Genomic DNA, 21,320 nt, shown 5'->3' with positions numbered 1-21,320 from the left:
AACACACGTGTCCTTCTCTGATTCCGCCCAGCAGGGCTACGAATTCCCCTATCCGCACCCGAGCGGCGCCACACCGCCGAGCATCCCGGCGGAACTCGTCCCCGAACATGTCGCGATCGTCATGGATGGCAACGGGCGCTGGGCCAACCTCCGTGGGCTGCCTCGGATCGAAGGGCACAAGGCGGGGGAGCCGGCGCTGCTCGACGTGGTTGCGGGCGCGATCGAGCTCGGCGTGAAGTACGTGACGGTCTACGCGTTCTCCACGGAGAACTGGAAGCGTTCCCCCGAGGAGGTCCGCTTCCTCATGGGATTTAACAAGGATGTACTACGCCGCCAGCGTGACCAGCTCAATCGCTGGGGCGTCCAGGTGCGCTGGTCGGGCCGCCGTCCGCGACTCTGGGGATCCGTGATCCGGGAGCTCGAGGAAGCCGAGAAGCTCACCCGTGCCAACACACGCTGCGTGCTGACCATGTGCATCAACTACGGTGGCCGCGCGGAGCTGGTGGACGGCTTCAACCGCATGGCGGAGGAGGTCGCGTCCGGACGCCTCAAGGCCGGCAAGATCACGGAGAAGACGGTGCAGCGGTACCTCTACCAGCCCGATCTGCCCGACGTCGATCTCTTCATGCGGTCATCCGGTGAGCAGCGCCTGTCCAACTTCCTGCCCTGGCAGTCCGCCTACGCCGAATTCGTCTTCCTCGAGGAACTGTGGCCGGACGTGGACCGCACCACCTTGTATCAGGCGGTCGAGACCTACGCCCGCCGGGACCGCCGCTACGGTGCGGCCGTGGATTCCGCGGCGGTCTGAACGAGCCAGTCCATCGACTCCTTGTAGGCCTGCTCGCGGACGTGCCGTGCGGACATGAAGATGTCGTGGATGGCGCCGCGGTACCGGAACACGGCGACCCGGCGGCTGATCCCCAGCGCCCGCTTGGCGGTCTCCTGGACGTCGATCACGGCGTCGAGCGTCTTGAGCTCGTCCGTGTAGCCGGTCTGGATCTTGCTCCGCTCACTCAGCATGATGAGGACCGGCGCATCGATGTCGAGGCCGTGCTGCACGCGGGCATGGCCGTTCATGACCGCGCGGATCCATCCGGCACGGATGGGGAAGGATTCCCGGGGCCGCCAGGCGGAGACGATGTGCCATTCGCCGTACGCCTTGTCACTGACGCTCTTCCAGTACGCGGGCATCTCCGGAAGCGGGAACGCGTGCTTGGGATCGGCCCGAGCGAACGGTTCCACCAGTTGGGAGGCGATACTGCGCACCAGCGTGCTGCCCTGGAGCTCCAGCCAGGGTGAGTTCAGGATGACGCTGGCCAGGCGGCCCGGGTGGCGGTCCGCCCACAGCGCAGCGACCAGCCCGCCGAGGGAATGCCCCATCAGGTGCACCCGGAGGCGTTCCTCCGGCACGCCCCGGACCGCGGCCTCCTCCCTGATGACGGTGAGGGCGGCCTCGATCTCCTCGTCATAGACGTCCAGGTCGTCCGTGTAGCCGGCGGTCTGGTACTCGTGCAGACTGCGGCCGAACTTGCGAAGGTCCAGCGCATAGAAACTCGCGCCGTGGTCCTCGAAGTAGTCGGCCAGCTCGGTCTGGAGGAAGTAGTCCGCCCAGCCGTGGAGGTACAGCACCACATTGTGGTCCTCGTGATCATGGCGGTGCTCGCGTCGCTGCCGGACTGCGGCGAGCCATGACGGCCAGTCATGAGCCCGTGCCTCCGACGACAGTTCGCGCTTCGGCTTCCGGCGGACCAGTGTCGCCGAGACCGCGCCCTCCTCGTCGGGTTCCAGGGGCAGGAGGCACTGTTCGAAGTCGTTGAACAGCACGTCCTGCTGCCAGGTGCGGACCCGCAGCGGGGAACGTGTCATCAGGCTTTCCTTTCGGGTTGTCGCAGTCAGAAAGTCTTCAGCCAGCGTCGGAGCCGGCCATAGGCTTCCTCGCGCACGGCGGCGGGGGAGAGGAAGACGTCGTGCAGCGCGCCGTCGACCCTTTCCAGAGTCACGGAGGTGCCGAGTTCGAGGGCGCGGACGGCCATGGTGTTGACGTCCAGGACCGCGTCGCTGCGGCGCATGTCCTCCCGCCAGAGGGGACCGTTGGAGCTCGACATGGACATGAGCACCACGATGGGCTGGGAGAGCCGGAGGCCGCGGGCCACCTTGCTCTGGCCGCTCAGGATCGCGCTGAGCCAGCCGGCACGCACCGGGAAGGCCAGAGGCGGTCGGTACCGGTCGTCGAGCTCCCACTCGCCCTCCGCCTCGGAACTGATACTGCGCCAGTAGAATCCCCGCTCCGGAAGACGCAGCACGGTCTGGGGCCTCATGCGGGAGAGCGGAGCCAGCAGTGACCGCGCCGCATGGCGGACGGCCGGACTGCCGTGCATCTCCAGCCAGGGGCTGTTGAGGATCAAGCCGTCCACGCGATCCGGGTGGCGGGCCGCCCACAGGCTGGCCACCAGGCCACCGGTCGAATGGCCCATGAGCAGCAGCGGGCGTCCCGACGCCGGATGACAGGAGTCCAGCGCGGCCAGGATGTCCTGGTCATAGTGGTCGAGATCGGCCACGTAGCCACCGGGCAGCTCCGGGCGCAGGCTCCGCCCGTGGTTGTGGAGGTCCAGCGCGAAGAAGCTGAAGCCCTGGCCTGCGAAGAACTCCGCCAGTTCCCTGTTGAAGAAGTAGTCGCTCCAGCCATGCAGGAACAGGACGGTGCCCCGTGCCGGTGGTGTGCCGTCCGGCGTCGCCCCGAGGTGCCGGATCAGGGTGGCGGTCTGCTGGGAACCGTCCCGGGTGGTGTGCAGTTCCAAGGACTCGAACGACGGCCCGAGGATGTCCGGCTGCCACTCCATGTCCCCTCCTCAGCGCGTCGTGTGTCCGCGTTTTCATCCTAAGCCCGCCCCCATGACGTGGGCTCATTTGTGCGGACCGGCCCGAGCGGAAAAAATGGAGCCATGCGCATCTATCCCACCGTCTTCCGTGTTGCCTTCTCCTGGATGGATCCCGAGAAGGCTCATCGGATCGGTTACCAGGCCATCCGGTTCTTCAACAAGGCCGGAGCGGCCGGGCTCCTTCACCGGCTCAACGGTCCCGACCCGTCGCTGCGGACCACGGTGTTCGGCATCGACTTCCCCTCCCCGTTCGGTCTTGCCGCGGGATTCGACAAGGAAGGCCTGGCCATCGAGGCACTGGCCGCCATGGGCTTCGGCCACATCGAGGCGGGAACCATCACCGGCGCAGCTCAGCCGGGCAATGATAAGCCGCGCCTCTTCCGCCTGGTGGAGGACCGCGCAGTGATCAACCGGATGGGCTTCAACAACGACGGCGCCGAGCACGTCGCGCCGCGCATCGCCGCAGCCCGCGCCGCACTGAGCCGTCGTCACCCGGGCGTGCGCCCCGTCATCGGCGTGAACATCGGCAAGACGAAGCTCGTCGAGCTGGAGCACGCCGTCGAGGATTACCTCGTCAGCACCCGTGCGCTGGCCCCGCACGCCGATTACCTGGTGGTGAACGTCAGTTCCCCGAACACGCCCGGACTCCGCCTCCTCCAGAACGTGGACTCGCTCCGCCCTCTCCTGGAGGCGGTGGGAGCGGAAGCGGACCGCAGCGCGGGACGCCACGTTCCGCTGCTGGTCAAGATCGCCCCCGACCTGAGCGATGAGGACCTGGATGACGTGGCCCGCCTGGCGATCGACCTCGGTCTCGACGGGATCATCGCGACCAACACCACGATCGGGCGGGAGGGCCTCACGGCGCCGGCCGCCAAGGTCGAGTCGTGCGGCGCCGGCGGTCTGTCCGGGGCGCCCCTGAAGGCCCGGTCTCTGGATGTCCTGCGCCGTCTGCGCGCCCAGGTGCCTGCGGAGATGGTCATCATCTCGGTGGGCGGAGTCGAAACGGCGGCCGACGTCCAGGAACGCCTCGATGCCGGCGCGAACCTCGTCCAGGGCTACACGGCATTCCTGTATGAGGGTCCCTTCTGGGCGGGCCACATCAACAAGGGTCTCGCGAAGCTCCGCCGCTGAGTCCGGACACCACAAAGGCCCCGGTCGTGAGATTCACGGCCGGGGCCTTTGTCTGTGGAAGGAGGGGCGGCTCGCTGGCCGCCCGGATCAGCTGGGACGCTGGCCGCGGGTGACCTGGGGCTTGGGAAGGCGCAGCTTGCGGAACTGCAGGGCGCGCATGCAGCCGTACCAGACGGTGCCGCGCTCGACGGACCCGAACTTGGCCGTCAGCGCCTTCTTGAGGCGGCGGCTGAGCAGGAACGTGTCCACGAAGACCACCAGGAACATCACCCAGAACGCGCCCAGCACGATGAACTGGGAGTCGCTCCGCTGCGGGATGACCAGGGACGCGACCACGAAGATCAGGGCGCCGAACATCAGGAACTCACCCGCGCTGAAGCGGGAGTCCACGAAATCGCGGGCGAAGCGCTTCTGCGGGCCCTTGTCACGCACGGGCAGGAAGCGCTCGTCACCGGTGTCCATCGCGCTGCGCACCTTGGCACGCTGCTCCGCGACGGCAAGGCGCTCGGCCTGCTTCGAGGCCTTGCGGTCCTCGGGCACCAGGGGGCGCTTGCGGGCTGCGACCTGGTCCTTCCGCTTCGGGGTCGGGGCACCCTTTCCGATCACGGGAGCATCGGAAGCGGTCTCCGGCTCGGCGGGCAGGGGCTCATCCTTCTTACGTCCAAACACCCCACAAGGATACTCGGTGCAGGTCGCTGGACCTGCACCGTGCTTCGGTAGGCTTTCAGCATGACTTCTCACGAGGAAAACAGCCTGCCAGCAGCCGGCCGCCACAGCGCGGCCCTGCGCGCCGCCATCGATGAATCCTTCGCCTCCACCGTGGCGACCCTCAAGGACCTCGTCGCCATCCCGGGCATCGCCTGGGCGAGCTTCGACGCCGCTCAGCTGGACCGCAGCGCCGAGGCCGTCGCGGCCCTCGCCACCGCCGCCGGATTCCCGGAGGTCGCCGTGCACCGTGCCCTCAAGGAGGACGGCACGCCGGGTGGGCCCGCCGTCGTCGCACGCCGCGCCGCCGCGGACGGCAAGCCGACCGTGCTGCTGTACGCCCACCACGATGTCCAGCCGCCGGGGGATCCGGCGCTGTGGGAGTCCGAGCCGTTCGTCGCGGTCGAACGTGACGGCCGGCTGTACGGGCGCGGGGCGGCCGATGACAAGGCGGGCATCATGGTGCACCTCTCCGCCAGCGCCGCCGTCGCGAAGGTCCTCGGGGACGAACTCGGCCTTGGCGTCACGCTCTTCATCGAGGGCGAGGAGGAGGCCGGTTCGCCGACGTTCCGCACCTTCCTGGAGGAGCACCAGGCCGAGCTCGAGGCCGACGTCATCATCGTCGCCGACTCCAGCAACTGGAAAGTGGGCATCCCCGCCCTGACGACGAGCCTCCGTGGCCTGGTCGACGGCGTCGTCGAGGTCCGTGTGCTGGACCACGCGGTCCACTCCGGCATGTTCGGCGGACCCGTGCTCGACGCGCCCACCCTGCTGGCGCGCCTCATCAGCACCTTCCACGACGAGCGCGGCAATGTGGCGATCGAGGGACTGGTCTCGCACGACGACTCCGACGTCGACATGCCGGAAGAGGACTTCCGCGCCGACGCATCGGTCCTGCCGGGCGTGCAGCTCGCGGGGGAGGGGAGCCTCACCTCCCGCATCTGGACCAAGCCGGCCCTGTCCATCATCGGCATCGACGCACCGAGCATCGAGGTGGCCAGCAACACCCTGCTCCCGACGGCGCGTGCGAAGTTCAGCCTGCGGATCGCCCCCGGGCAGGACCCGCAGGCCGCCATGAAGGCGGTCGAGGAGCATGTGAAGGCCCACGCCCCGTTCGGCGCTCAGGTCACCTTCACCCCGGGCGAGATGGGCAACCCGTTCGCCGTGGACATGGAGTCGCCCGCCGCGACCGCCATGATGGCCGCCCTCGCGGAGGCGTGGGGGACCGGCTCGGTGGGCACCGGCATCGGCGGGTCGATCCCTTTCATCGCGGAACTCGTCGAGGTCTATCCGAAGGCGCAGATCCTGGTGACCGGCGTCGAGGACCCCGATTCCCGCGCGCACAGCGCCAACGAGTCCCTCCATATCGAGGAATTCCGCAAGGCCATCCTGGCCGAGGCGCTCCTTCTCGCCGATCTCAACGGCTGAATCGGCGACGTCCGGGAAGATCGCGGGCCGTTCCCGCGTTGACCCCTATTAAGGCTGCTCCGTGTTCGGCCGTAGCATAGTAGGAGAGCCAGCAGTGTCCTGGGGTCATGACAGGCCTTGGGAAAAGTGAAAGAGGAGAGATCCATGAGCACCAGCACCAGCGAGAATGTCGCTGTCACCACGGATGACGAGCTTCCCACCCACGAGGTCCAGCTCAGCGACGTAGCCGCTGGCAAGGTCCGCAGCCTCCTGGAGCAGGAAGGCCGCACGGACCTCCGTCTGCGCGTCGCCGTTCAGCCGGGCGGCTGCTCGGGCCTCATCTACCAGCTCTACTTCGACGAGCGTCTGCTCGATGGCGACGCCGTCCGCGACTTCGACGGTGTGGAGGTCGTGGTGGACAAGATGAGCGTTCCGTACCTGAACGGCGCTTCGATCGACTTCGAGGACACCATCTCCAAGCAGGGCTTCACCATCGACAACCCGAATGCCGGCGGATCGTGCGCCTGTGGTGACTCGTTCCACTAGGAAGTCTCCCTTCTCGACAGCCGTGTGCCCCGCACTTCTCAAGAATGTGCGGGGCACACGGCTGTTGTGTGAGCAAAACGCGGCCCATCGCGGTAAGCTCTACATCGGGTAGTAAAACTCCACGCAGTGGTGCCAAAAAACGGCGCCACATGCTGAAACAAAGAGGAAGGGCCGTCTGTGAGTTCGCAGAACCGAACCGGCAGCCGACGCGGTAAGATCACGGCGATCACCGGCGTCGCCGTGGCCGGTGCGTTGGCATTGACCGGATGTTCATCGGAGGTAGCCAGGGGGTGGTTGCCGTCTGAGAAGGACGTCACCAACCACACTGGCCGGATCATCGACCTCTGGGTGAACTCGTGGATTGCCGCCATTGCCGTCGGGTTCGTGACCTGGGGCTTGATCATCTGGTGCATCATCGCCTACCGGCGCCGCAAGGGCACCACCGGTTTCCCCAAGCAGCTGAGCTACAACCTGCCGCTCGAGGTCTTCTACTTGACCATCCCGCTGTTCATGGTCCTGGTGTTCTTCTACTTCACCGACCGTGACCAGCAGGCGATCGACGACCGGTCCAAGCCGGCGGACGTCGTGGTCGATGTCCGTGGCAAGCAGTGGGCCTGGGACTTCAACTACAAGCAGGGCAATGTCATCCAGCAGCCCGTGTACGAAGGCGGCGTCCAGGCGCACCTCACCGGTCAGGAAGTGGACAAGGACAAGCTCCCCACGCTGTACCTCCCGGTCAACAAGAGCGTCGAGCTGGAGCTGAACTCCCGTGACGTCATCCACTCCTTCTGGGTTCCCGCCTTCCTGCAGAAGCGCGACATGATCCCCGGTAAGACGAACTACCTGAACTTCACCCCCACCAAGGAAGGCACTTACGACGGTAAGTGCGCCGAACTCTGCGGTGAGTACCACTCCGAGATGCTCTTCCGCGTGAAGGTCGTCTCCGAGTCCGAGTTCCAGGCTCATATGGATGACCTCCGCAAGCAGGGCAATACGGGCGAGCTTGGTTCCAAGTACGACCGCAACCCCAATCTGAACGAAAAGAAGTAAGGGACGTCTCGTGGCTACCTACACTCAACCCGCTGGGGTCCTGGAGGCACCGGTCGTGCCGAAATCCAAGGGCCGGATCGTGGTCAACTGGATCACGTCCACCGACCACAAGACGATCGGTTACATGTACCTGATCGCCTCGTTCATCTTCTTCTGCCTGGGCGGCGTCATGGCACTGCTCATCCGCGCGGAGCTGTTTGAACCCGGTATGCAGATCCTGCAGACCAAGGAGCAGTACAACCAGCTGTTCACCATGCATGGCACGGTCATGCTCCTGATGTTCGCCACCCCGCTGTTCGCGGGCTTCGCCAACGTCATCATGCCGCTCCAGATCGGCGCTCCCGACGTGGCCTTCCCCCGTCTGAACGCCCTGGCCTTCTGGTTCTTCCTGTTCGGCTCCACCATCGCCGTCTCGGGCTTCATCACCCCTCAGGGTGCCGCCTCCTTCGGCTGGTTCGCCTACGCGCCCCTCTCCAACACCACGTTCTCTCCGGGCGTGGGCGGTGACCTCTGGGTCTTCGGTCTGGGTCTCTCCGGCTTCGGCACCATCCTCGGCGCCGTGAACTTCATCACGACGATCATCTGCATGCGTGCCCCGGGCATGACCATGTGGCGCATGCCGATCTTCACCTGGAACACGCTGATCACCGCGATCCTCGTGCTGATGGCCTTCCCGCCGCTGGCCGCCGCTCTGTTCGGCCTGGGTGCCGACCGTCGCTTCGGTGCTCACATCTTCGATCCCGAGAACGGTGGAGCGGTGCTCTGGCAGCACCTGTTCTGGTTCTTCGGTCACCCCGAGGTGTACATCATCGCCCTGCCGTTCTTCGGCATCGTCTCCGAGATCTTCCCGGTGTTCAGCCGCAAGCCGATCTTCGGTTACAAGGGCCTGGTCTACGCGACCATCTCCATCGCCGCCCTGTCCGTCACCGTGTGGGCTCACCACATGTACGTGACCGGCTCCGTGCTGCTGCCGTTCTTCTCCTTCATGACGATGCTGATCGCGGTTCCGACCGGTGTGAAGTTCTTCAACTGGATCGGAACGCTCTGGGGTGGGTCCATCACCTTCGAGACCCCCATGCTCTGGAGCCTCGGCTTCATGGTCACCTTCCTCTTCGGCGGTCTGACCGGCATCATCCTGGCGTCGCCGCCGCTGGACTTCCACCTCTCGGACAGCTACTTCGTGGTCGCCCACTTCCACTACGTGGTGTTCGGCACCGTGGTGTTCGCGATGTTCGCGGGCTTCTACTTCTGGTGGCCGAAGTGGACCGGCAAGATGCTCAACGAGCGCCTCGGCAAGATCCACTTCTGGCTCCTGTTCCTGGGCTTCCACGGCACCTTCCTGATCCAGCACTGGCTGGGTGTGCTCGGCATGCCGCGTCGTTACGCGGACTACATGCCGCAGGACGGCTTCACCGCGATGAACCAGTTCTCCACGATCTCCTCCTTCGTGCTCGGCGCCTCGCTGATCCCGTTCTTCTGGAACGTGTACATCACCTGGCGCAGTGACAAGAAGGTCACCGTGGATGACCCGTGGGGCTTCGGCGCTTCGCTCGAGTGGGCCACGTCCTGCCCGCCGCCGCGTCACAACTTCACGTCCATCCCGCGCATCCGGTCTGAGCGTCCTGCGCTCGACCTGCACCACCCGGAGCTGGCCCCCGCGCACACCTCCGCAGTCCCGAACGGAGTCGCCAAGTGAAAATCGAGTCCTGGCTCTTCGGAACCGGCGTCTTCTTCTTCGTCCCGGTCTCGATCGTCTACGGTTTCCTGACCAACTGGACCGAGTGGGTCGGCGTCCTGGGCATCCTCCTCGTGGGTGGCCTGGCCGGCATGATCGGGTTCTACCTCGGGTTCACCGGCAAGCGCGTCGGCATGCGTCCCGAGGACCGTGAAGACGCCGAGATCCACGAAGGCGCCGGCGAGCAGGGGCACTTCAGCCCTTGGAGCTGGTGGCCGCTGGTTCTCGGCCTGGCCTGCGCCGGTGGTTTCCTCGGCCTGGCCGTCGGCTGGTGGATCCTCTTCATCGCAGCCGGCCTTGCGGTCGTGGCCCTCGTCGGCTGGGTGTTCGAGTACAGCCGCGGTGATCACGCTCACTGACCGGCCGGCTCACGCCGACTGACTGCATCAACGACGACGGCGGCGGCCTCCTTCGGGAGGCCGCCGCCGTCGTCGTTTTTCGTTGCTGGAGAGTTGCTCACAGCGGGGGAGCCCTGACGGCCCCCTCAGGCGCCGTGCGGCGCCGTCGCCTACTCCTGGGACTCGAGCAGGTCCCGGAGGCTCTCCAGGATGCTCTGGGCCTCCGGGGTGCCGTACCGTTCGTCATCGAGGCCGAGTGTCACTTCAGTGCCCTGCGTGAAGTCCGCCGTCATGACCTCGAGGAGGGACCGGGCGTCCACCGGATCCTGTCCCTGCTGGGTGATGGTGACCGGCAGCAGCGTCTCGGCGACGGCGCGGACGAACTGGGCGGCCGGGCGCGCGTGCAGGCCGATGGCGGCAGCGATTCGGGCGCGGACAACGGGCACAGGGACTCCTCGAATGTTCATTAGACCGGTACAGGTATCTGAACAAGAATAGTAGCTGTCCAGTGATCCACTTTTCGTGCGGAGAACAGCATGCCCCCCAGTGCGTCGGCCATCAGCGGAGAGATCATCAGGGAAAGCCCTGTGCCGCTCTATGAGCAGCTCAAATCCCTTCTGTTGGTCTTCATCGACACCAAGTGCCAGCCGGGCACGGAGCTGCCCTCTGAGCGCGCCCTGTGCGAACGTTTCGGGCTCGCGCGGATGACTGTGCGGCAGGCTCTCGATTCCCTGGCCCGTGACAATGTGGTGGATCGCATGGTGGGGGTGGGGACGTTCGTGCACCGCCCGAAGATGGACCTGCAGCTCAAACTCACCTCGTACAGTGAGGAGATGCAGCGCCGCGGCATGGTGCCGACGTCGCGTGTCCTCAGCTTCGAGGAGATCCATTCGAATGCCCATCTCGCGCGCGAGCTCGAGGTCCCCGAGGGAACCGCGGTGGTGCGCTTCCGGCGCCTTCTGCTCGCGGACAATGAGCCCATGAGCGTCGACGAGAACTTCATCGTCTCGTCACGGGCGCCCGGGATCACGGCGGGGAAGGCCCCGGTCTCGCTCTACGGCGAGCTGGAGCAGAACTACGGGCTGGTGATGGACTGGGGCGAGGACATCGTCGAGGCCACCGCGGCCAGCCCGTCCGTGGCCACTCTCCTCAAGGTGGACATCGGCTCACCATTGCTCAAGATCCAGCGTCACGCTTATGTGGCCGACACGGTGGTGGACTATTCCGTGTCCTACTACCGTGCCGACCGTTACTCGCTCAGAGTGCCCCTCCAGAGGCAGGGGAAGAAGTCACCCCGCAACTACCGGGCCGCCCCTCCACCACGCCCCTGAGCGCCGGCCCAGGGCGCTCACGCAGGGCTCCGGCACAGCGCCTCCGAGCACCTGCCGGCAAAAGCGCCGATATGACGAAAGGGCCCCCTCCAGTTTCCTGGAGGGGGCCCTTTCGGCTGTGTGCCGCTGAATCAGTGGCTCAGGCTCTTGCTGTCCTCACCGGACTCGACCTCGGCGTGGTGGCCGTGGCCATGAGCCGACTCGAGCTCCGCCGGAGTGACGGGTGCGACGCGGTCCTCGAAGAACCACTTGGAGAACTTCGCACGACGGCGTTCCTTGCTGTCCACCACACCCTGCGCGTTGGGCTGTGCGGGGAGCGGCTTCGGCGACTCGAAGGCCACCAGGCGGTAGCGCTTGTAGTCGTTCAGCGGCTCGTGGACCTCGATGAACTCACCGTGCGGCAGTCGCACGATGCGTCCGGTCTCGCGGCCGTGGAGGGCGATCTCGCGGTCCTTGCGCTGCAGGGCGAGAGCCACACGCTTGGCCACGAAGAAGCCGATGACCGGGCCGATGAAGAACAGGGCGCGGAGCCAGTAGGTCACGTCGTTCAGCGACACCTTGAAGTGGGTGGCGATGAGGTCGGAGCTGGCGGCAGCCCACATGACGCAGTAGAACACGATGCCTGCGACGCCGATCGCGGTGCGGGTCGGAGCGTTGCGCGGGCGGTCCAGCACGTGGTGCTCGCGGTCGTCCTTCGTGATCCAGCGCTCGATCCACGGGTAGGTGAACAGCACCGTGAACACGATGCCTGCGGGCACGAGGGCCGGCAGCAGCACGTTCAGGGTCAGCGTGTGATCGAAGATGATGAACTCGAAGTGCTGACGGTAACTGCCGATCGCGCCGATGACGCCCGGCATCAGGCGCAGCGCGCCGTCCACCCAACCGATGTACCAGTCAGGCTGGGTGCCTGCGGACACGGGGGAGGGGTCGTACGGACCGTAGTTCCAGATCGGGTTGATCGTGAAGAAGCCGGCCATCAGTGCGATGACACCGAAGACGATGAAGAAGAAGCCACCGGCCTTCGCGGCGTAGACCGGGCCGAGCGGGTAGCCGACGACGTTGCGGTCGTTGCGGCCCGGGCCGGGGTACTGGGTGTGCTTGTGAACCACGACCATGAACAGGTGGATGGCGACCATCAGAAGGATGAGAGCCGGGACCAGCAGGATGTGGAGCACGTACAGGCGACCGATGATGGCCGTGCCGGGGAACTCTCCGCCGAAGAGGAAGAAGGAGATCCAGGTGCCGATCACGGGGATCGACTTGATGACACCGTCGATGATGCGCAGGCCGTTACCGGACAGCAGGTCATCGGGGAGCGAGTAACCGGTGAAGCCGGCGGCCATGGCCAGGATCAGCAGGACACCGCCCACCACCCAGTTGAGCTCACGCGGCTTGCGGAAGGCGCCGGTGAAGAACACGCGGAGCATGTGCACCGACACGGAGGCCACGAAGAGCAGTGCTGCCCAGTGGTGGACCTGGCGCATGAACAGACCGCCACGCACCTCGAAGGAGATGTTCAGCGAGGAGTTGTAGGCGACCGACATCTCCACGTTGTAGAGCGGCGAGTAGCTGCCTTGGTAGTGGGTCTCCGCCATGGACGGGTCGAAGAAGAACGTCAGGAACGTTCCCGACATCAGCAGGATGACGAAGGAGTACAGCGCCACCTCGCCAAACATGAAGGACCAGTGGTCCGGGAAGACCTTGCGGCCGAACTCCTTCAGGATGCCGGATCCACCGACACGCTGATCGACGAAGTCAGTGAAGCGGCCGAACTTGGTCTCCGCCTGATAGGTGGATTGCTCAGCTGTTGAGGCGGCGCTCATGCTCGTCACGCTCCCAGTAACTCGGTCCGACAGGTTCATGGAAATCGCTCGTGGCGACGAGGTAACCCTCTTCGTCGACGGCGATCGGCAGCTGCGGCAGCGGACGGCTGGCCGGGCCGAAGATGACCTCACACTCGTGCGTCAGGTCGAAGGTCGACTGGTGACACGGGCACAGCAGGTGGTGCGTCTGCTGCTCGTACAGAGCGACAGGGCAACCGACGTGCGTGCAGATCTTGGAGTAGGCGACGATGCCGTTGTAAGCCCAGTTCTCACGTCCGGGGGAGGGGTGAAGCTCATCCGGGTTCAGACGCATCAGCAGAACGACGGCCTTGGCCTTCTCGTTCAGCTTGCCGTGCTCCAGCTCGTTCAGGCCTTCCGGGATCACGTGGAACGCGGAGCCGATGGTGACATCCGAAGCCTTGATGGGGGTGCCATCAGGGTCACGGGTGAGGCGCTTGAGCTTGCCGTCCTTCGGGGCCCACATGGTGTGTGCGAGCTTGTCGTCCGGACGCGGTCCCAGATCTCCGAAGACGGCCAGGGCGGGCAGGGGAGCCAGCGCGACCGCACCCAGCAGGGTGTTCCGGATGAGGGGGCGGCGCTTGATGCCGGATTCCTCGATGATCGTGTCCGCGATGGCCACGGCTGCCACTCGGTCGTCCTCGGACCGCAGCTCGTGCCGCTCCTCGGAGACTTCGTGATCGGGCATCAGGGTCTTCGCCCAGTGCACGATGCCAGTGCCGATGCCAAGCATTGCGAACGCGGTGCCAAGCCCGAGCAGCATGTTCTGCAGGCTGATGTCACGAGTCGTGGACTTGTTGGTCAGATCGATGGCGAAGTACGCCACCAGGAAGACCAAGGTGCCGATCACGGACACGATGAACAGGATGGCGACCTGCCGCTCCGCCCGCTTGGCGGCCTTGGGGTCTTTGTCGGCGAGTCGAGGACGGTGAGGAGGAATTCCAGGATCCTGGAATGCTCCCTCATCGTGCTGACCAGCCGTAGCTACGGTGCCCGAGCCTGTCGAGCTGCCGTCACTATGGTTGCCCATGGTTCCCCTTTTTCCCTCTCTGAGTTCGGCTGTTGCCGAAGATCTTCAATTTCAACGCCGCCGTCGTCGCAGCGGCAAAGTGTTCGCCCGCGCTGTCAGCTAGCTGCTACGCGAGGTCAGCCAGATGGTGAAGCCGATGATGACGGCCAGACCTGCAGTCCACACGAAGAGGCCCTCGGAGACCGGACCCAGGGCGCCGAGGTCGGCGCCACCCGGGGACGGGTTGTTCTCGATGGTCTTCAGGAAGGTGATGATGTCGCGCTTGCCCTCGGGGGAGATGTTCGCGTCACTGAAGACAGGCATGTTCTGCGGGCCGGTGACCATGGCCTCGTAGATGTGCTTGCTCTCGACACCGTGCAGGGTCGGGGCGAACTTGCCCCGGGTCAGCGCACCACCGGCAGCGGCGGCGTTGTGGCACATGGCGCAGTTCACTCGGAAGAGCTCGCCACCCTTGGCGGCGTCACCCTTCTCGTCGAGGATGTGCGCGTCGGGAACGCTCGGGCCCGGTGCCAGGGACGCCACGTAGGCGGCGAGCTGGCGGGTCTGCTCCTCGTTGAACTGCTTCGGCTTGATCTGGGCCTGCGGGCCGTTCATCTGCATGGGCATACGGCCCGTGCCGACCTGGAAGTCGACGGCGGCAGCGCCGACGCCGACCAGGGACGGACCGTCCTTGGTGCCGGCGGCGCCCATGCCGTGACAGGTGGAGCAGTTAGCCACGAACAGCTTCTTGCCCTCAGCGGCATCGCTGGCGCTGTAGCTCTGGGTCTCGGCCTTGGCCTGGTTGGCCGTGGAGGCCGCCGCGTAGAGGCCACCAGTGAAGAGCAGACCCAACAACAGCAAGGCGATTGCCGCGAGCGGATGACGTCGCTTCAGGGAGAGTGCCTTCACTTGGTGGTTCCTTTGATCGATCGTGCACTTGCCAGCCAGGCAGGTGCGTAGTTTTCTTTGCCGTGTTCCGTGCTCAAGGCACCGGTCACTTCAGGACGTAGATGACCAGGAAGAGGCCGATCCACACGACGTCGACGAAGTGCCAGTAGTAGGAGGTCACGATCGCCGAAGTCGCTTCGAAGTGGCCGAACTTCTTGGCCGCGTACGAACGTCCGAGGATGAAGAGGAACGCGATGAGGCCGCCGATGACGTGCAGGCCGTGGAAGCCCGTGGTCATGTAGAAGGCCGAACCGTAGGCGTTCGCGTTCAGGGTCACGTGCTCGCTGGTCAGCATCGCGTACTCGGTGGCCTGACCGGCCACGAAGAAGGCACCCATGAGGAACGTCAGGATGAACCATTCGTTCATCCCCCAGCGGGTGAACTGGAAGATGCTGCCGGTGCGGCGGGGCTGCAGACGCTCTGCGGCGAAGACGCCCATCTGGCAGGTGAAGGAGGAGAGCACCAGAACAATGGTGTTCACCAGGGCGAAGGGGAAGTTCAGCTTCGCAGTCTCTTCGGCCCAGAGCTCACCGGAAGTGGAGCGCAGGGTGAAGTACATGGCAAAAAGGCCGGCGAAGAACATCAGCTCGCTGGACAGCCACACCACGGTCCCAACGGAAACCATGTTTGGCCTGTTCAGCGTGGGATGCGCCGGGGTACTGGGGGCATGAGTCGCTGTGGTCACATAGACATTATGTCTGCAAAACCTCGCGGTGCCCAACGCAAAGCGCCGTTTCGGCAGACTTTTTCTACAGAGCTGCGAAAACTACCGTGGTTTTCCGCACCAGGGGAGGTGCCGCAGTTCACATTGCGGGTCCGGCGGCGTCGCCTCGATAGGATCTACACGTGAGTAACGACGTTCAGACCCCGCGAGTTCCCTGGACCTGGCCGCTCCTGATCAGCGCACTCGTCCGCGGCGAAGATCTGCCGGCCGAGGCCACGGCCTGGGCCATGGCCGAGGTGATGGACGGGGCCGCGAATCCGGCGCAGCTCGCCGGGTTCCTGGTGGGCCTGCGGGCCAAGGGCGAGACCGTGGAGGAGATCGACGGGCTGGCCGGCACGATGCTGGCGCGGGCCGAGCGCATCTCCGTCCCCGGCGAGACCCTGGACATCGTCGGCACGGGTGGCGACGGTCTGGACACGGTCAACATCTCGACCATGTCCTCGCTCGTGGTGGTCGGCGCCGGCCGAACCGTGGTCAAGCACGGCAACCGGGGGGCGTCGACGAAGGCGGGGTCGGCCGATGTGATCGAGGCCCTCGGGGTGCGCCTCGATCTGCCGGCCCAGCGAGTCGCGGAGATCGCGGCAGAAGTCGGGATCACCCTGTGTTTCGCCCAGGTCTTCCACCCCTCCTTCCGGCATGCCGGTGGAGTGCGCCGGGATCTCGGCATCCCGACGGCGTTCAACGTCCTGGGGCCGCTGACCAACCCGGCCGGCGTCACGGCGCAGGCGCTCGGCGTCGCCAATGAGCGGATGGCGCCGCTGATGGCCGGAGTGCTCGCGCGTCGCGGGACCCGCGCTCTGGTGTTCCGCGGGGACGACGGCCGCGACAAGATCACGACCTCCGGCTTGTCGACCGTCTGGGAGGTCCGCGACGGCGAGGTCCAGGTCCATCGCCTGGACCCCAGGGACTTCGGCGTGGAGCTCGTGCCGGTCGAGGCGCTCAAGGGGTCCGACGCGGACAGCAACGCCGACCTGGTGCGCCGTTTCCTGGCGGGGGAGAAGGGGCCGGTGCGTGACGCCGTCGTGCTCAATGCCGCCGCCGGACTCGTCGCCGCCGACGCCGCATACGAGACTCCACTGCAGGAGCGGCTGAAGGAGGCCCAGCGGGTCGCCGAAGAATCGATCGACTCCGGTGCGGCCGCCGACGTGCTCGAACGGTGGGTTCAGGCCAGCCGCCGCTGAGCGGTTTCGTCCGCAGACCACGTAGACGAGTTCCCCAGAGACCAGCAGAGGGCTCCCGGATGATCCGGGAGCCCTCTGTTTTAAGAAGAGTGCGCGAAGGTCAGCCGTCGAAGCCCATGGAGAAGGCCTCGTCAAGGTCCTCCTTGGAATAGGAACGGAAGGCGATGTGGGTCGTCGTGTGGACGACGGCCGGGACCTTGGACAGGCGGTCGGCGATGACGTCTGCCAGATCCTCATGCTTGCTCACCTTGGCGATGGCGATGAGATCCCAATCGCCGGTGACCGAGTAGACCTCGGAGATGCCCTCGATGGCCGCGATCTGCTGCGCGGATTCCGGGATGGAGGAGGTGTCCGTCTTGATGTGGACGAATGCGGTGATCACGGTGGGCCTTCCTGGTGTCACTGACTGGTTCTTGCTCTACAGGAACTCTATTACAGGGCCCGGCGCTTTGATCCGCGTCGCGCGACCAGGAGCCACACGGCGCGCCAGCCGAGCAGGACCAGTGCCAGGAAGAGGGTGGCCACGATGAAGAACGGGAGCACCACCACCTGAGCGGTGAGAGCGCGCAGCACCATTCCGCCGACGAGTGCGCCCAGCCAGACGGAGACGCCGGCAGGCCACAGGCGGAGCGGGGCCCGCCAGGCGCGTCCGGCGAGCCAGCCGATCGCGGCGCCGACCAGGAACGGCCAGGCGGTGACGAAGATTCCGAGGACGCCTTGATCCCGGTGGTGGGCGTCGCGTCCGATCCCCGCGAACACGAGGATCAGCACGACGTCCAGGACGATCGCAGCGGTCAGGAGGGGCTTGCTGGGGGAGTTCATCGCGGTCTTCCGGGTCGGGGGTGGTCAGGCGGCGCGGCGCTCAAGCAGCACCATGGTCTCGTAGTGGTGGCTCTGCGGGAACATGTCCATGAGCCGGGCCTTCACCGGAGCGAGGCCGGGCATCCGGGTCAGATCCTTGCCCAGGCTCACCGCGTTGCAGCTGGAATACAGGACGTGGCGCACTTCGGAGTCCTCGAGGAGGGAGGCGAGTTCCGCTCCCAGCCCGCGACGCGGCGGGTTGACGATCACGAGCTCGGGAAGCTCGACGGCGTCCCGGACGAAGGCCGTGGCGTCCGCTGCGACGAATCCTGTGTGGGGAAGACCGGCGTCCGAGGCGCTGAGGCGGGCGCTGGCCACGGCCTCCGCGCTCACCTCGATGCCCGTGACCTCACGGTCGGCGCGCGCCGCGTGGAGGGCGAAGCCGCCCACGCCGCAATAGAGGTCCCACAGCGTGGAAGGTCCGACCTCGTCCACCCATGCCGTGCCTTGACGGTAGAGCTCCCGGGCCACCGCGGTGTTGGTCTGGAAAAAGCTCCGGGTGCGCAGGTGCAGTGTCAGGGCGTCCAGCCGCATCGGCAGCGACTCCTGAGCGGTCAGGATGATCTCCTCGTCGCCTTCGAGGGTCGCCTTGTGCTCGGGGTGGATGTTCGCGGACACGACGACGGCGGCCGGAAGCGCCGCCTGAAGCCGCGGCAGGGCGTCCCGCAGCTGAGCGAGCTGCCGGGTGCTGCGCAGGACGAACCGCACCATGAGCTCGCCGTCGGGCGATTCGGTCACGATGAGGTACTTGACCTCACCCCGGCGGCGCGGCACGTCATACGGGATCAGGCCTGTGGTGCTGATGAAGTCCGCCAGGACCGGGAAGGCGGCCGTCAGGCCGGGGGAGCACAGCCCGCAGGCGCGCAGGTCCACGCCCAGGCCGTCGGTGTCGAGGATGCCCAGGGTGGGGGAGCCGGGGTCTCCGGAGATGACCATTTTGGCCTTGTTGCGGAAGCCGGATTCGGCCGCAGTGAATGAGGGGAGCCATTCGATGCCGGGGAAAGCGCCGAGCTGTCGGCGCAGATGCTCTTCCTTCCGGGCCACCTGGGTGGGGTACGGCACGCCCATCTCCGTACAGGAGCGGCACGTCCCGGCGTCAAAGTAGTCACACTGCATAGCTCGTCCAGTCTAGGTGGACCGGGCCGCCCAGGCGGACAAGCCGGAGGCCGGGGCTCGGCGCCCCGGCCTCCGTGGTGTGGTCGATTCAGTGACTGGTGCGATGGCCGGCGCCGCGGCCGCTGTGACTGAACAGCCCGAAGACGAAGAGGACGATCGCCGATCCGACGATGGCGAGGATCCATGTCTGGAGGCTCCAGAAGCCGGCGAGTCCGACGTTGAAGACGACGGCGCCGATCCAGCCGCCGAGAAGTGCTCCGACGACCCCGAGGATCAGGGTGGAGATCCACCCTCCACCATGTTCGCCGGGCATGATCATCTTGGCGATCGCACCGCAAATGAGACCCAGAATAAGGAATGCCACAAAGCCCATGACGTTTCCCCTTTTCCCTTGTTCTTGCTGGTACGTGGCGGGTGCCATGACCTGAATCCATTATCCGCCGATCGCGCTGCTTATACCAGGGTGTGTCAAGGTCTGCGTGCGGCGGGCCGCCTGGGCGCTTGACCAGGAATGTCAGTGACGCTTGGCATAATGACGCTCGTGGGGAAATCAACGAAAACACTCAGTGTCCTGGCCGCTTCCGTCATCCTGCTCGGTTCGCTGTCGGCGTGTGACGACGGGCGCAAGGGCGCCGAGTCCTACGTCCAGCAGCTCGCCGGCGGTCTCGCCGGGCTCAACGTCGGTTCGGTGCGCTTCGACGGCGTCGACGGCGCGGAAGCGGACAAGAAGCTGAAAGCCATCGTGAAGGGCCTGCCGGACAGCAAGCCCACCGTCAAGGTCGATTCCGTGACGGTGGAGGGGGAGAAGGGGACGGCGAAGCTCTCCTTCGACTGGACGCTGTCCGGAGCCCATTGGAGCTATTCCACCCAGGCCGGGCTGAAGAAGAGCAACGGCGAATGGACTGCTCAGTGGAGTCCCGCGCTCGTGGCGCCCGATCTGAAGGACGGCGAGGTCCTGGAGACGGGCGGTCAGTCCGCGCCCCGCGCGGACATTCTGGGAGCCGGAGGCAAGGTCCTGGTCACCAATCGGCCCGTCCTCGATTTCGGCATCGACAAGTCCCGTCTGAATGGCAAGGATGCCGATGCGGCCGCGCAGCAGGTGGCCCGCCTGGCCGATGTGGATCCCGCCGGATTCGCGGCACAGGTCAAGGCCTCCGGGCCTCAGGCATTCGTCAAGGCGATCACTCTCCGGGCGGACTCGGCGGAGGCCAAAGCACTGACCGCAGAGAAGCTCGCTCAGATCCCCGGCGCGAGGACCGTCCCGGGCACGTTGCCGCTGGCGCCGAGCCGGGGCTTCGCCCGCGCAGTCCTGGGGACGGTGGGCGAAGCGACCGCCGAACAGGTGGAGAAGTCCAAGGGTGAGCTCAAAGCCGGTGACATGACCGGCATCGGCGGCCTCCAGGCCCGGTATGACTCGCAGCTGCGCGGTCAGGAGGGCGTGGTGGTCCGGGCCAAGTCCACCGTCCCGGCGGATGCGCCGACGACGGACGGCGCCACCCAGGACGCGGGCCGCGTGCTCTTCCAGGTGGAGGCCAAAGCTGGAACCCCCCTCAAGACGACCCTCGACCCACGCCTTCAGGCGCTTGCGGAGGACACTCTCAAGGACATCGGGCCGGCCTCCGCGATCGTCGCCCTGCGGCCGTCTGACGGAGCCGTGCTCGCTGCGGCCTCGGGACCCGGCAGCAATGGCTACAACACGGCCATGATCGGTCAGTATGCGCCGGGTTCGACGTTCAAGATCGTGGACTCCCTGGCGATGATCCGCAACGGCATGACCCCGGACAGCACCGTTTCCTGCACCGCCACTGCTTCCGTGGATGGCCGGACCTTCAAGAACGCTCCGCTGTATCCCGCCTCGGAAGTGGGGACGATCCCGCTGAGGGAGGCGTTCGCCCACTCGTGCAACACGGCGTTCATCAACGCGCGGGACAAGGTGTCCCAGGCTCAGGTGAGCGCTGCGGCGCAGTCTCTCGGTGTCGGGCTTCCCTCTGACACGCTGAATTTCGACGGCTTCCTCGGGTCCGTTCCGGCCGCGGCGGAGGGCACGGAGCACGCGGCCTCCATGATCGGCCAGGGCAAGGTCCTGATGTCGCCGCTGGCGGCAGCGGTCATGGCCGGCTCAGTCGGCAAGGGCGCGCCGGTCACACCGAAGCTGGTCCTCGGGGAGGGGACCGCAGCCACTCCCGGGGCCACTGCGAGCGGTTCGCCGTCACCATCGACGACGACGGCGCCGATCGAGAAGCCGATCACGCCGGCGGAATCGGTGAAGCTCAAGGACCTCATGCGGGCCGTCGTGACATCGGGCCACGCAGGATTCCTGTCTGACGTCCCGGGTGCTCCTGTCGGGGCGAAGACCGGTACGGCCGAGTTCGGCACGGACAACCCGCCCAAGACCCACGCCTGGATCGTGGCGACGCACGGCGATCTCGCTGTCGCGGTCTTCGTCGAGGACGGTGGCTTGGGCGCCGACACGAGCGGTCCTCTGCTGAAGAAGTTCCTGGTCGGAGCCGCCGGCTAG

The 21,320-nt window shown here is 66.1% G+C and carries 22 protein-coding genes; 10 read left to right on the top strand and 12 right to left on the bottom strand.

Annotation, left to right across the window (positions count from 1 at the left end; translation table 11 throughout):
• The first annotated feature begins 7 nt into the window (after positions 1-7).
• On the top strand, positions 8-808 hold the full coding sequence (locus BLV63_RS10830; RefSeq protein WP_066212579.1) for an isoprenyl transferase: 801 nt from the start codon (positions 8-10) through the stop codon (positions 806-808).
• Here the strand turns inward: BLV63_RS10830 and BLV63_RS10825 are convergent.
• The gene (locus tag BLV63_RS10825; RefSeq protein WP_066212576.1) at positions 775-1,866 is read right to left on the bottom strand and encodes an alpha/beta hydrolase; all 1,092 of its coding nucleotides are present in this window, start codon (positions 1,864-1,866) and stop codon (positions 775-777) included. The genes BLV63_RS10830 and BLV63_RS10825 overlap by 34 nt on opposite strands.
• Before the next feature lie 26 nt (positions 1,867-1,892).
• Positions 1,893-2,840 (bottom strand): alpha/beta hydrolase, encoded by a 948-nt coding sequence (locus BLV63_RS10820; protein WP_066212574.1) that lies wholly within the window; start codon positions 2,838-2,840, stop codon positions 1,893-1,895.
• 102 nt (positions 2,841-2,942) lie between these two features.
• On the opposite strand from BLV63_RS10820, the gene BLV63_RS10815 reads away from it, so the two are divergent.
• Positions 2,943-4,010, top strand: a complete 1,068-nt coding sequence (locus BLV63_RS10815) for a quinone-dependent dihydroorotate dehydrogenase (RefSeq protein WP_066212571.1) — start codon at positions 2,943-2,945, stop codon at positions 4,008-4,010.
• Positions 4,011-4,097: 87 nt separating this feature from the next.
• Here BLV63_RS10815 and BLV63_RS10810 read toward each other — a convergent pair whose 3' ends face one another.
• The gene (locus BLV63_RS10810; protein WP_066212567.1) at positions 4,098-4,679 is read right to left on the bottom strand and encodes a DUF3043 domain-containing protein; all 582 of its coding nucleotides are present in this window, start codon (positions 4,677-4,679) and stop codon (positions 4,098-4,100) included.
• Positions 4,680-4,739: 60 nt separating this feature from the next.
• Here BLV63_RS10810 and BLV63_RS10805 point away from each other — a divergent pair, with 60 nt between their 5' ends.
• From BLV63_RS10805 to BLV63_RS10785, 5 genes are all read left to right on the top strand, one after another.
• Complete coding sequence (locus tag BLV63_RS10805) at positions 4,740-6,143, top strand: M20/M25/M40 family metallo-hydrolase (RefSeq protein ID WP_066212563.1); 1,404 nt, start codon at positions 4,740-4,742, stop codon at positions 6,141-6,143.
• Positions 6,144-6,287: 144 nt separating this feature from the next.
• Positions 6,288-6,668 (top strand): HesB/IscA family protein, encoded by a 381-nt coding sequence (locus tag BLV63_RS10800; protein ID WP_066212558.1) that lies wholly within the window; start codon positions 6,288-6,290, stop codon positions 6,666-6,668.
• A gap of 177 nt (positions 6,669-6,845) precedes the next feature.
• The gene (gene ctaC, locus BLV63_RS10795) at positions 6,846-7,718 is read left to right on the top strand and encodes an aa3-type cytochrome oxidase subunit II (RefSeq protein ID WP_066212556.1); all 873 of its coding nucleotides are present in this window, start codon (positions 6,846-6,848) and stop codon (positions 7,716-7,718) included.
• Between the two features lie 10 nt (positions 7,719-7,728).
• Positions 7,729-9,414 carry an aa3-type cytochrome oxidase subunit I gene (ctaD, locus tag BLV63_RS10790; RefSeq protein WP_066212554.1) on the top strand — a complete coding sequence of 562 codons (1,686 nt, stop codon included), beginning with the start codon at positions 7,729-7,731 and terminating at the stop codon, positions 9,412-9,414.
• Positions 9,411-9,812 carry a cytochrome c oxidase subunit 4 gene (locus tag BLV63_RS10785; protein ID WP_066212551.1) on the top strand — a complete coding sequence of 134 codons (402 nt, stop codon included), beginning with the start codon at positions 9,411-9,413 and terminating at the stop codon, positions 9,810-9,812. Before ctaD ends, BLV63_RS10785 begins: the two co-directional genes overlap by 4 nt.
• Before the next feature lie 149 nt (positions 9,813-9,961).
• Here BLV63_RS10785 and BLV63_RS10780 read toward each other — a convergent pair whose 3' ends face one another.
• A complete protein-coding gene (locus BLV63_RS10780; protein WP_066212549.1) occupies positions 9,962-10,237 on the bottom strand; it encodes an HPr family phosphocarrier protein in 276 nt (91 codons plus the stop codon).
• Between the two features lie 90 nt (positions 10,238-10,327).
• On the opposite strand from BLV63_RS10780, the gene BLV63_RS10775 reads away from it, so the two are divergent.
• Entirely contained in the window at positions 10,328-11,122 is a 795-nt protein-coding gene (locus BLV63_RS10775) for a GntR family transcriptional regulator (protein ID WP_066212546.1), read from the top strand.
• Positions 11,123-11,253: 131 nt separating this feature from the next.
• On the opposite strand, the gene qcrB is transcribed toward BLV63_RS10775, so the two are convergent.
• From qcrB to ctaE, 4 genes are all read right to left on the bottom strand, one after another.
• Positions 11,254-12,945, bottom strand: coding sequence for a cytochrome bc1 complex cytochrome b subunit (gene qcrB, locus BLV63_RS10770; protein WP_066212544.1), 1,692 nt, complete (start codon positions 12,943-12,945; stop codon positions 11,254-11,256).
• Positions 12,923-13,993, bottom strand: coding sequence for a cytochrome bc1 complex Rieske iron-sulfur subunit (qcrA, locus tag BLV63_RS10765; protein ID WP_066212542.1), 1,071 nt, complete (start codon positions 13,991-13,993; stop codon positions 12,923-12,925). The genes qcrB and qcrA overlap by 23 nt, the downstream gene beginning before the upstream one ends.
• A 99-nt stretch (positions 13,994-14,092) precedes the next feature.
• Complete coding sequence (gene qcrC / locus BLV63_RS10760; RefSeq protein WP_066212540.1) at positions 14,093-14,881, bottom strand: cytochrome bc1 complex diheme cytochrome c subunit; 789 nt, start codon at positions 14,879-14,881, stop codon at positions 14,093-14,095.
• Positions 14,882-14,966: 85 nt separating this feature from the next.
• Complete coding sequence (gene ctaE / locus BLV63_RS10755) at positions 14,967-15,605, bottom strand: aa3-type cytochrome oxidase subunit III (RefSeq protein ID WP_174521257.1); 639 nt, start codon at positions 15,603-15,605, stop codon at positions 14,967-14,969.
• Between the two features lie 161 nt (positions 15,606-15,766).
• On the opposite strand from ctaE, the gene trpD reads away from it, so the two are divergent.
• Positions 15,767-16,825 carry an anthranilate phosphoribosyltransferase gene (gene trpD / locus BLV63_RS10750; RefSeq protein WP_066212537.1) on the top strand — a complete coding sequence of 353 codons (1,059 nt, stop codon included), beginning with the start codon at positions 15,767-15,769 and terminating at the stop codon, positions 16,823-16,825.
• Positions 16,826-16,925: 100 nt separating this feature from the next.
• On the opposite strand, the gene BLV63_RS10745 is transcribed toward trpD, so the two are convergent.
• The 4 genes from BLV63_RS10745 to BLV63_RS10730 form a co-directional block, all read right to left on the bottom strand.
• Positions 16,926-17,207 (bottom strand): Lrp/AsnC family transcriptional regulator, encoded by a 282-nt coding sequence (locus BLV63_RS10745; RefSeq protein ID WP_066212536.1) that lies wholly within the window; start codon positions 17,205-17,207, stop codon positions 16,926-16,928.
• 50 nt (positions 17,208-17,257) lie between these two features.
• A complete protein-coding gene (locus tag BLV63_RS10740; RefSeq protein ID WP_066212534.1) occupies positions 17,258-17,647 on the bottom strand; it encodes a DUF3054 domain-containing protein in 390 nt (129 codons plus the stop codon).
• Between the two features lie 24 nt (positions 17,648-17,671).
• On the bottom strand, positions 17,672-18,802 hold the full coding sequence (rlmC, locus tag BLV63_RS10735; protein WP_066212532.1) for a 23S rRNA (uracil(747)-C(5))-methyltransferase RlmC: 1,131 nt from the start codon (positions 18,800-18,802) through the stop codon (positions 17,672-17,674).
• A gap of 88 nt (positions 18,803-18,890) precedes the next feature.
• Positions 18,891-19,175: a GlsB/YeaQ/YmgE family stress response membrane protein gene (locus BLV63_RS10730; RefSeq protein ID WP_066212530.1), complete on the bottom strand. Its 285-nt coding sequence runs from the start codon at positions 19,173-19,175 to the stop codon at positions 18,891-18,893.
• A 159-nt stretch (positions 19,176-19,334) separates the two neighbouring features.
• Between BLV63_RS10730 and BLV63_RS10725 the strand changes: the two genes are divergently transcribed.
• Positions 19,335-21,320 carry a penicillin-binding transpeptidase domain-containing protein gene (locus tag BLV63_RS10725; protein WP_254780597.1) on the top strand — a complete coding sequence of 662 codons (1,986 nt, stop codon included), beginning with the start codon at positions 19,335-19,337 and terminating at the stop codon, positions 21,318-21,320.

This window comes from Arthrobacter woluwensis, from assembly GCF_900105345.1.
Classification (GTDB): Bacteria; Actinomycetota; Actinomycetes; order Actinomycetales; family Micrococcaceae; genus Arthrobacter_E; species Arthrobacter_E woluwensis.
This window is presented reverse-complemented; position numbering and strand designations above follow the sequence as displayed.

What these genes read in the sequence shown, in the direction of transcription:
- BLV63_RS10825 (WP_066212576.1), bottom strand. Translation starts at nt 1,866, where the DNA reads ATGACACGTTCCCCGCTGCGGGTCCGCACCTGGCAGCAGGACGTGCTG.
- BLV63_RS10820 (WP_066212574.1), bottom strand. Translation starts at nt 2,840, where the DNA reads ATGGAGTGGCAGCCGGACATCCTCGGGCCGTCGTTCGAGTCCTTGGAA.
- BLV63_RS10815 (WP_066212571.1), top strand. Translation starts at nt 2,943, where the DNA reads ATGCGCATCTATCCCACCGTCTTCCGTGTTGCCTTCTCCTGGATGGAT.
- BLV63_RS10805 (WP_066212563.1), top strand. Translation starts at nt 4,740, where the DNA reads ATGACTTCTCACGAGGAAAACAGCCTGCCAGCAGCCGGCCGCCACAGC.
- BLV63_RS10800 (WP_066212558.1), top strand. Translation starts at nt 6,288, where the DNA reads ATGAGCACCAGCACCAGCGAGAATGTCGCTGTCACCACGGATGACGAG.
- BLV63_RS10775 (WP_066212546.1), top strand. Translation starts at nt 10,328, where the DNA reads ATGCCCCCCAGTGCGTCGGCCATCAGCGGAGAGATCATCAGGGAAAGC.
- qcrB (WP_066212544.1), bottom strand. Translation starts at nt 12,945, where the DNA reads ATGAGCGCCGCCTCAACAGCTGAGCAATCCACCTATCAGGCGGAGACC.
- qcrA (WP_066212542.1), bottom strand. Translation starts at nt 13,993, where the DNA reads ATGGGCAACCATAGTGACGGCAGCTCGACAGGCTCGGGCACCGTAGCT.
- BLV63_RS10740 (WP_066212534.1), bottom strand. Translation starts at nt 17,647, where the DNA reads ATGAACTCCCCCAGCAAGCCCCTCCTGACCGCTGCGATCGTCCTGGAC.
- rlmC (WP_066212532.1), bottom strand. Translation starts at nt 18,802, where the DNA reads ATGCAGTGTGACTACTTTGACGCCGGGACGTGCCGCTCCTGTACGGAG.
- BLV63_RS10730 (WP_066212530.1), bottom strand. Translation starts at nt 19,175, where the DNA reads ATGGGCTTTGTGGCATTCCTTATTCTGGGTCTCATTTGCGGTGCGATC.
- BLV63_RS10725 (WP_254780597.1), top strand. Translation starts at nt 19,335, where the DNA reads ATGACGCTCGTGGGGAAATCAACGAAAACACTCAGTGTCCTGGCCGCT.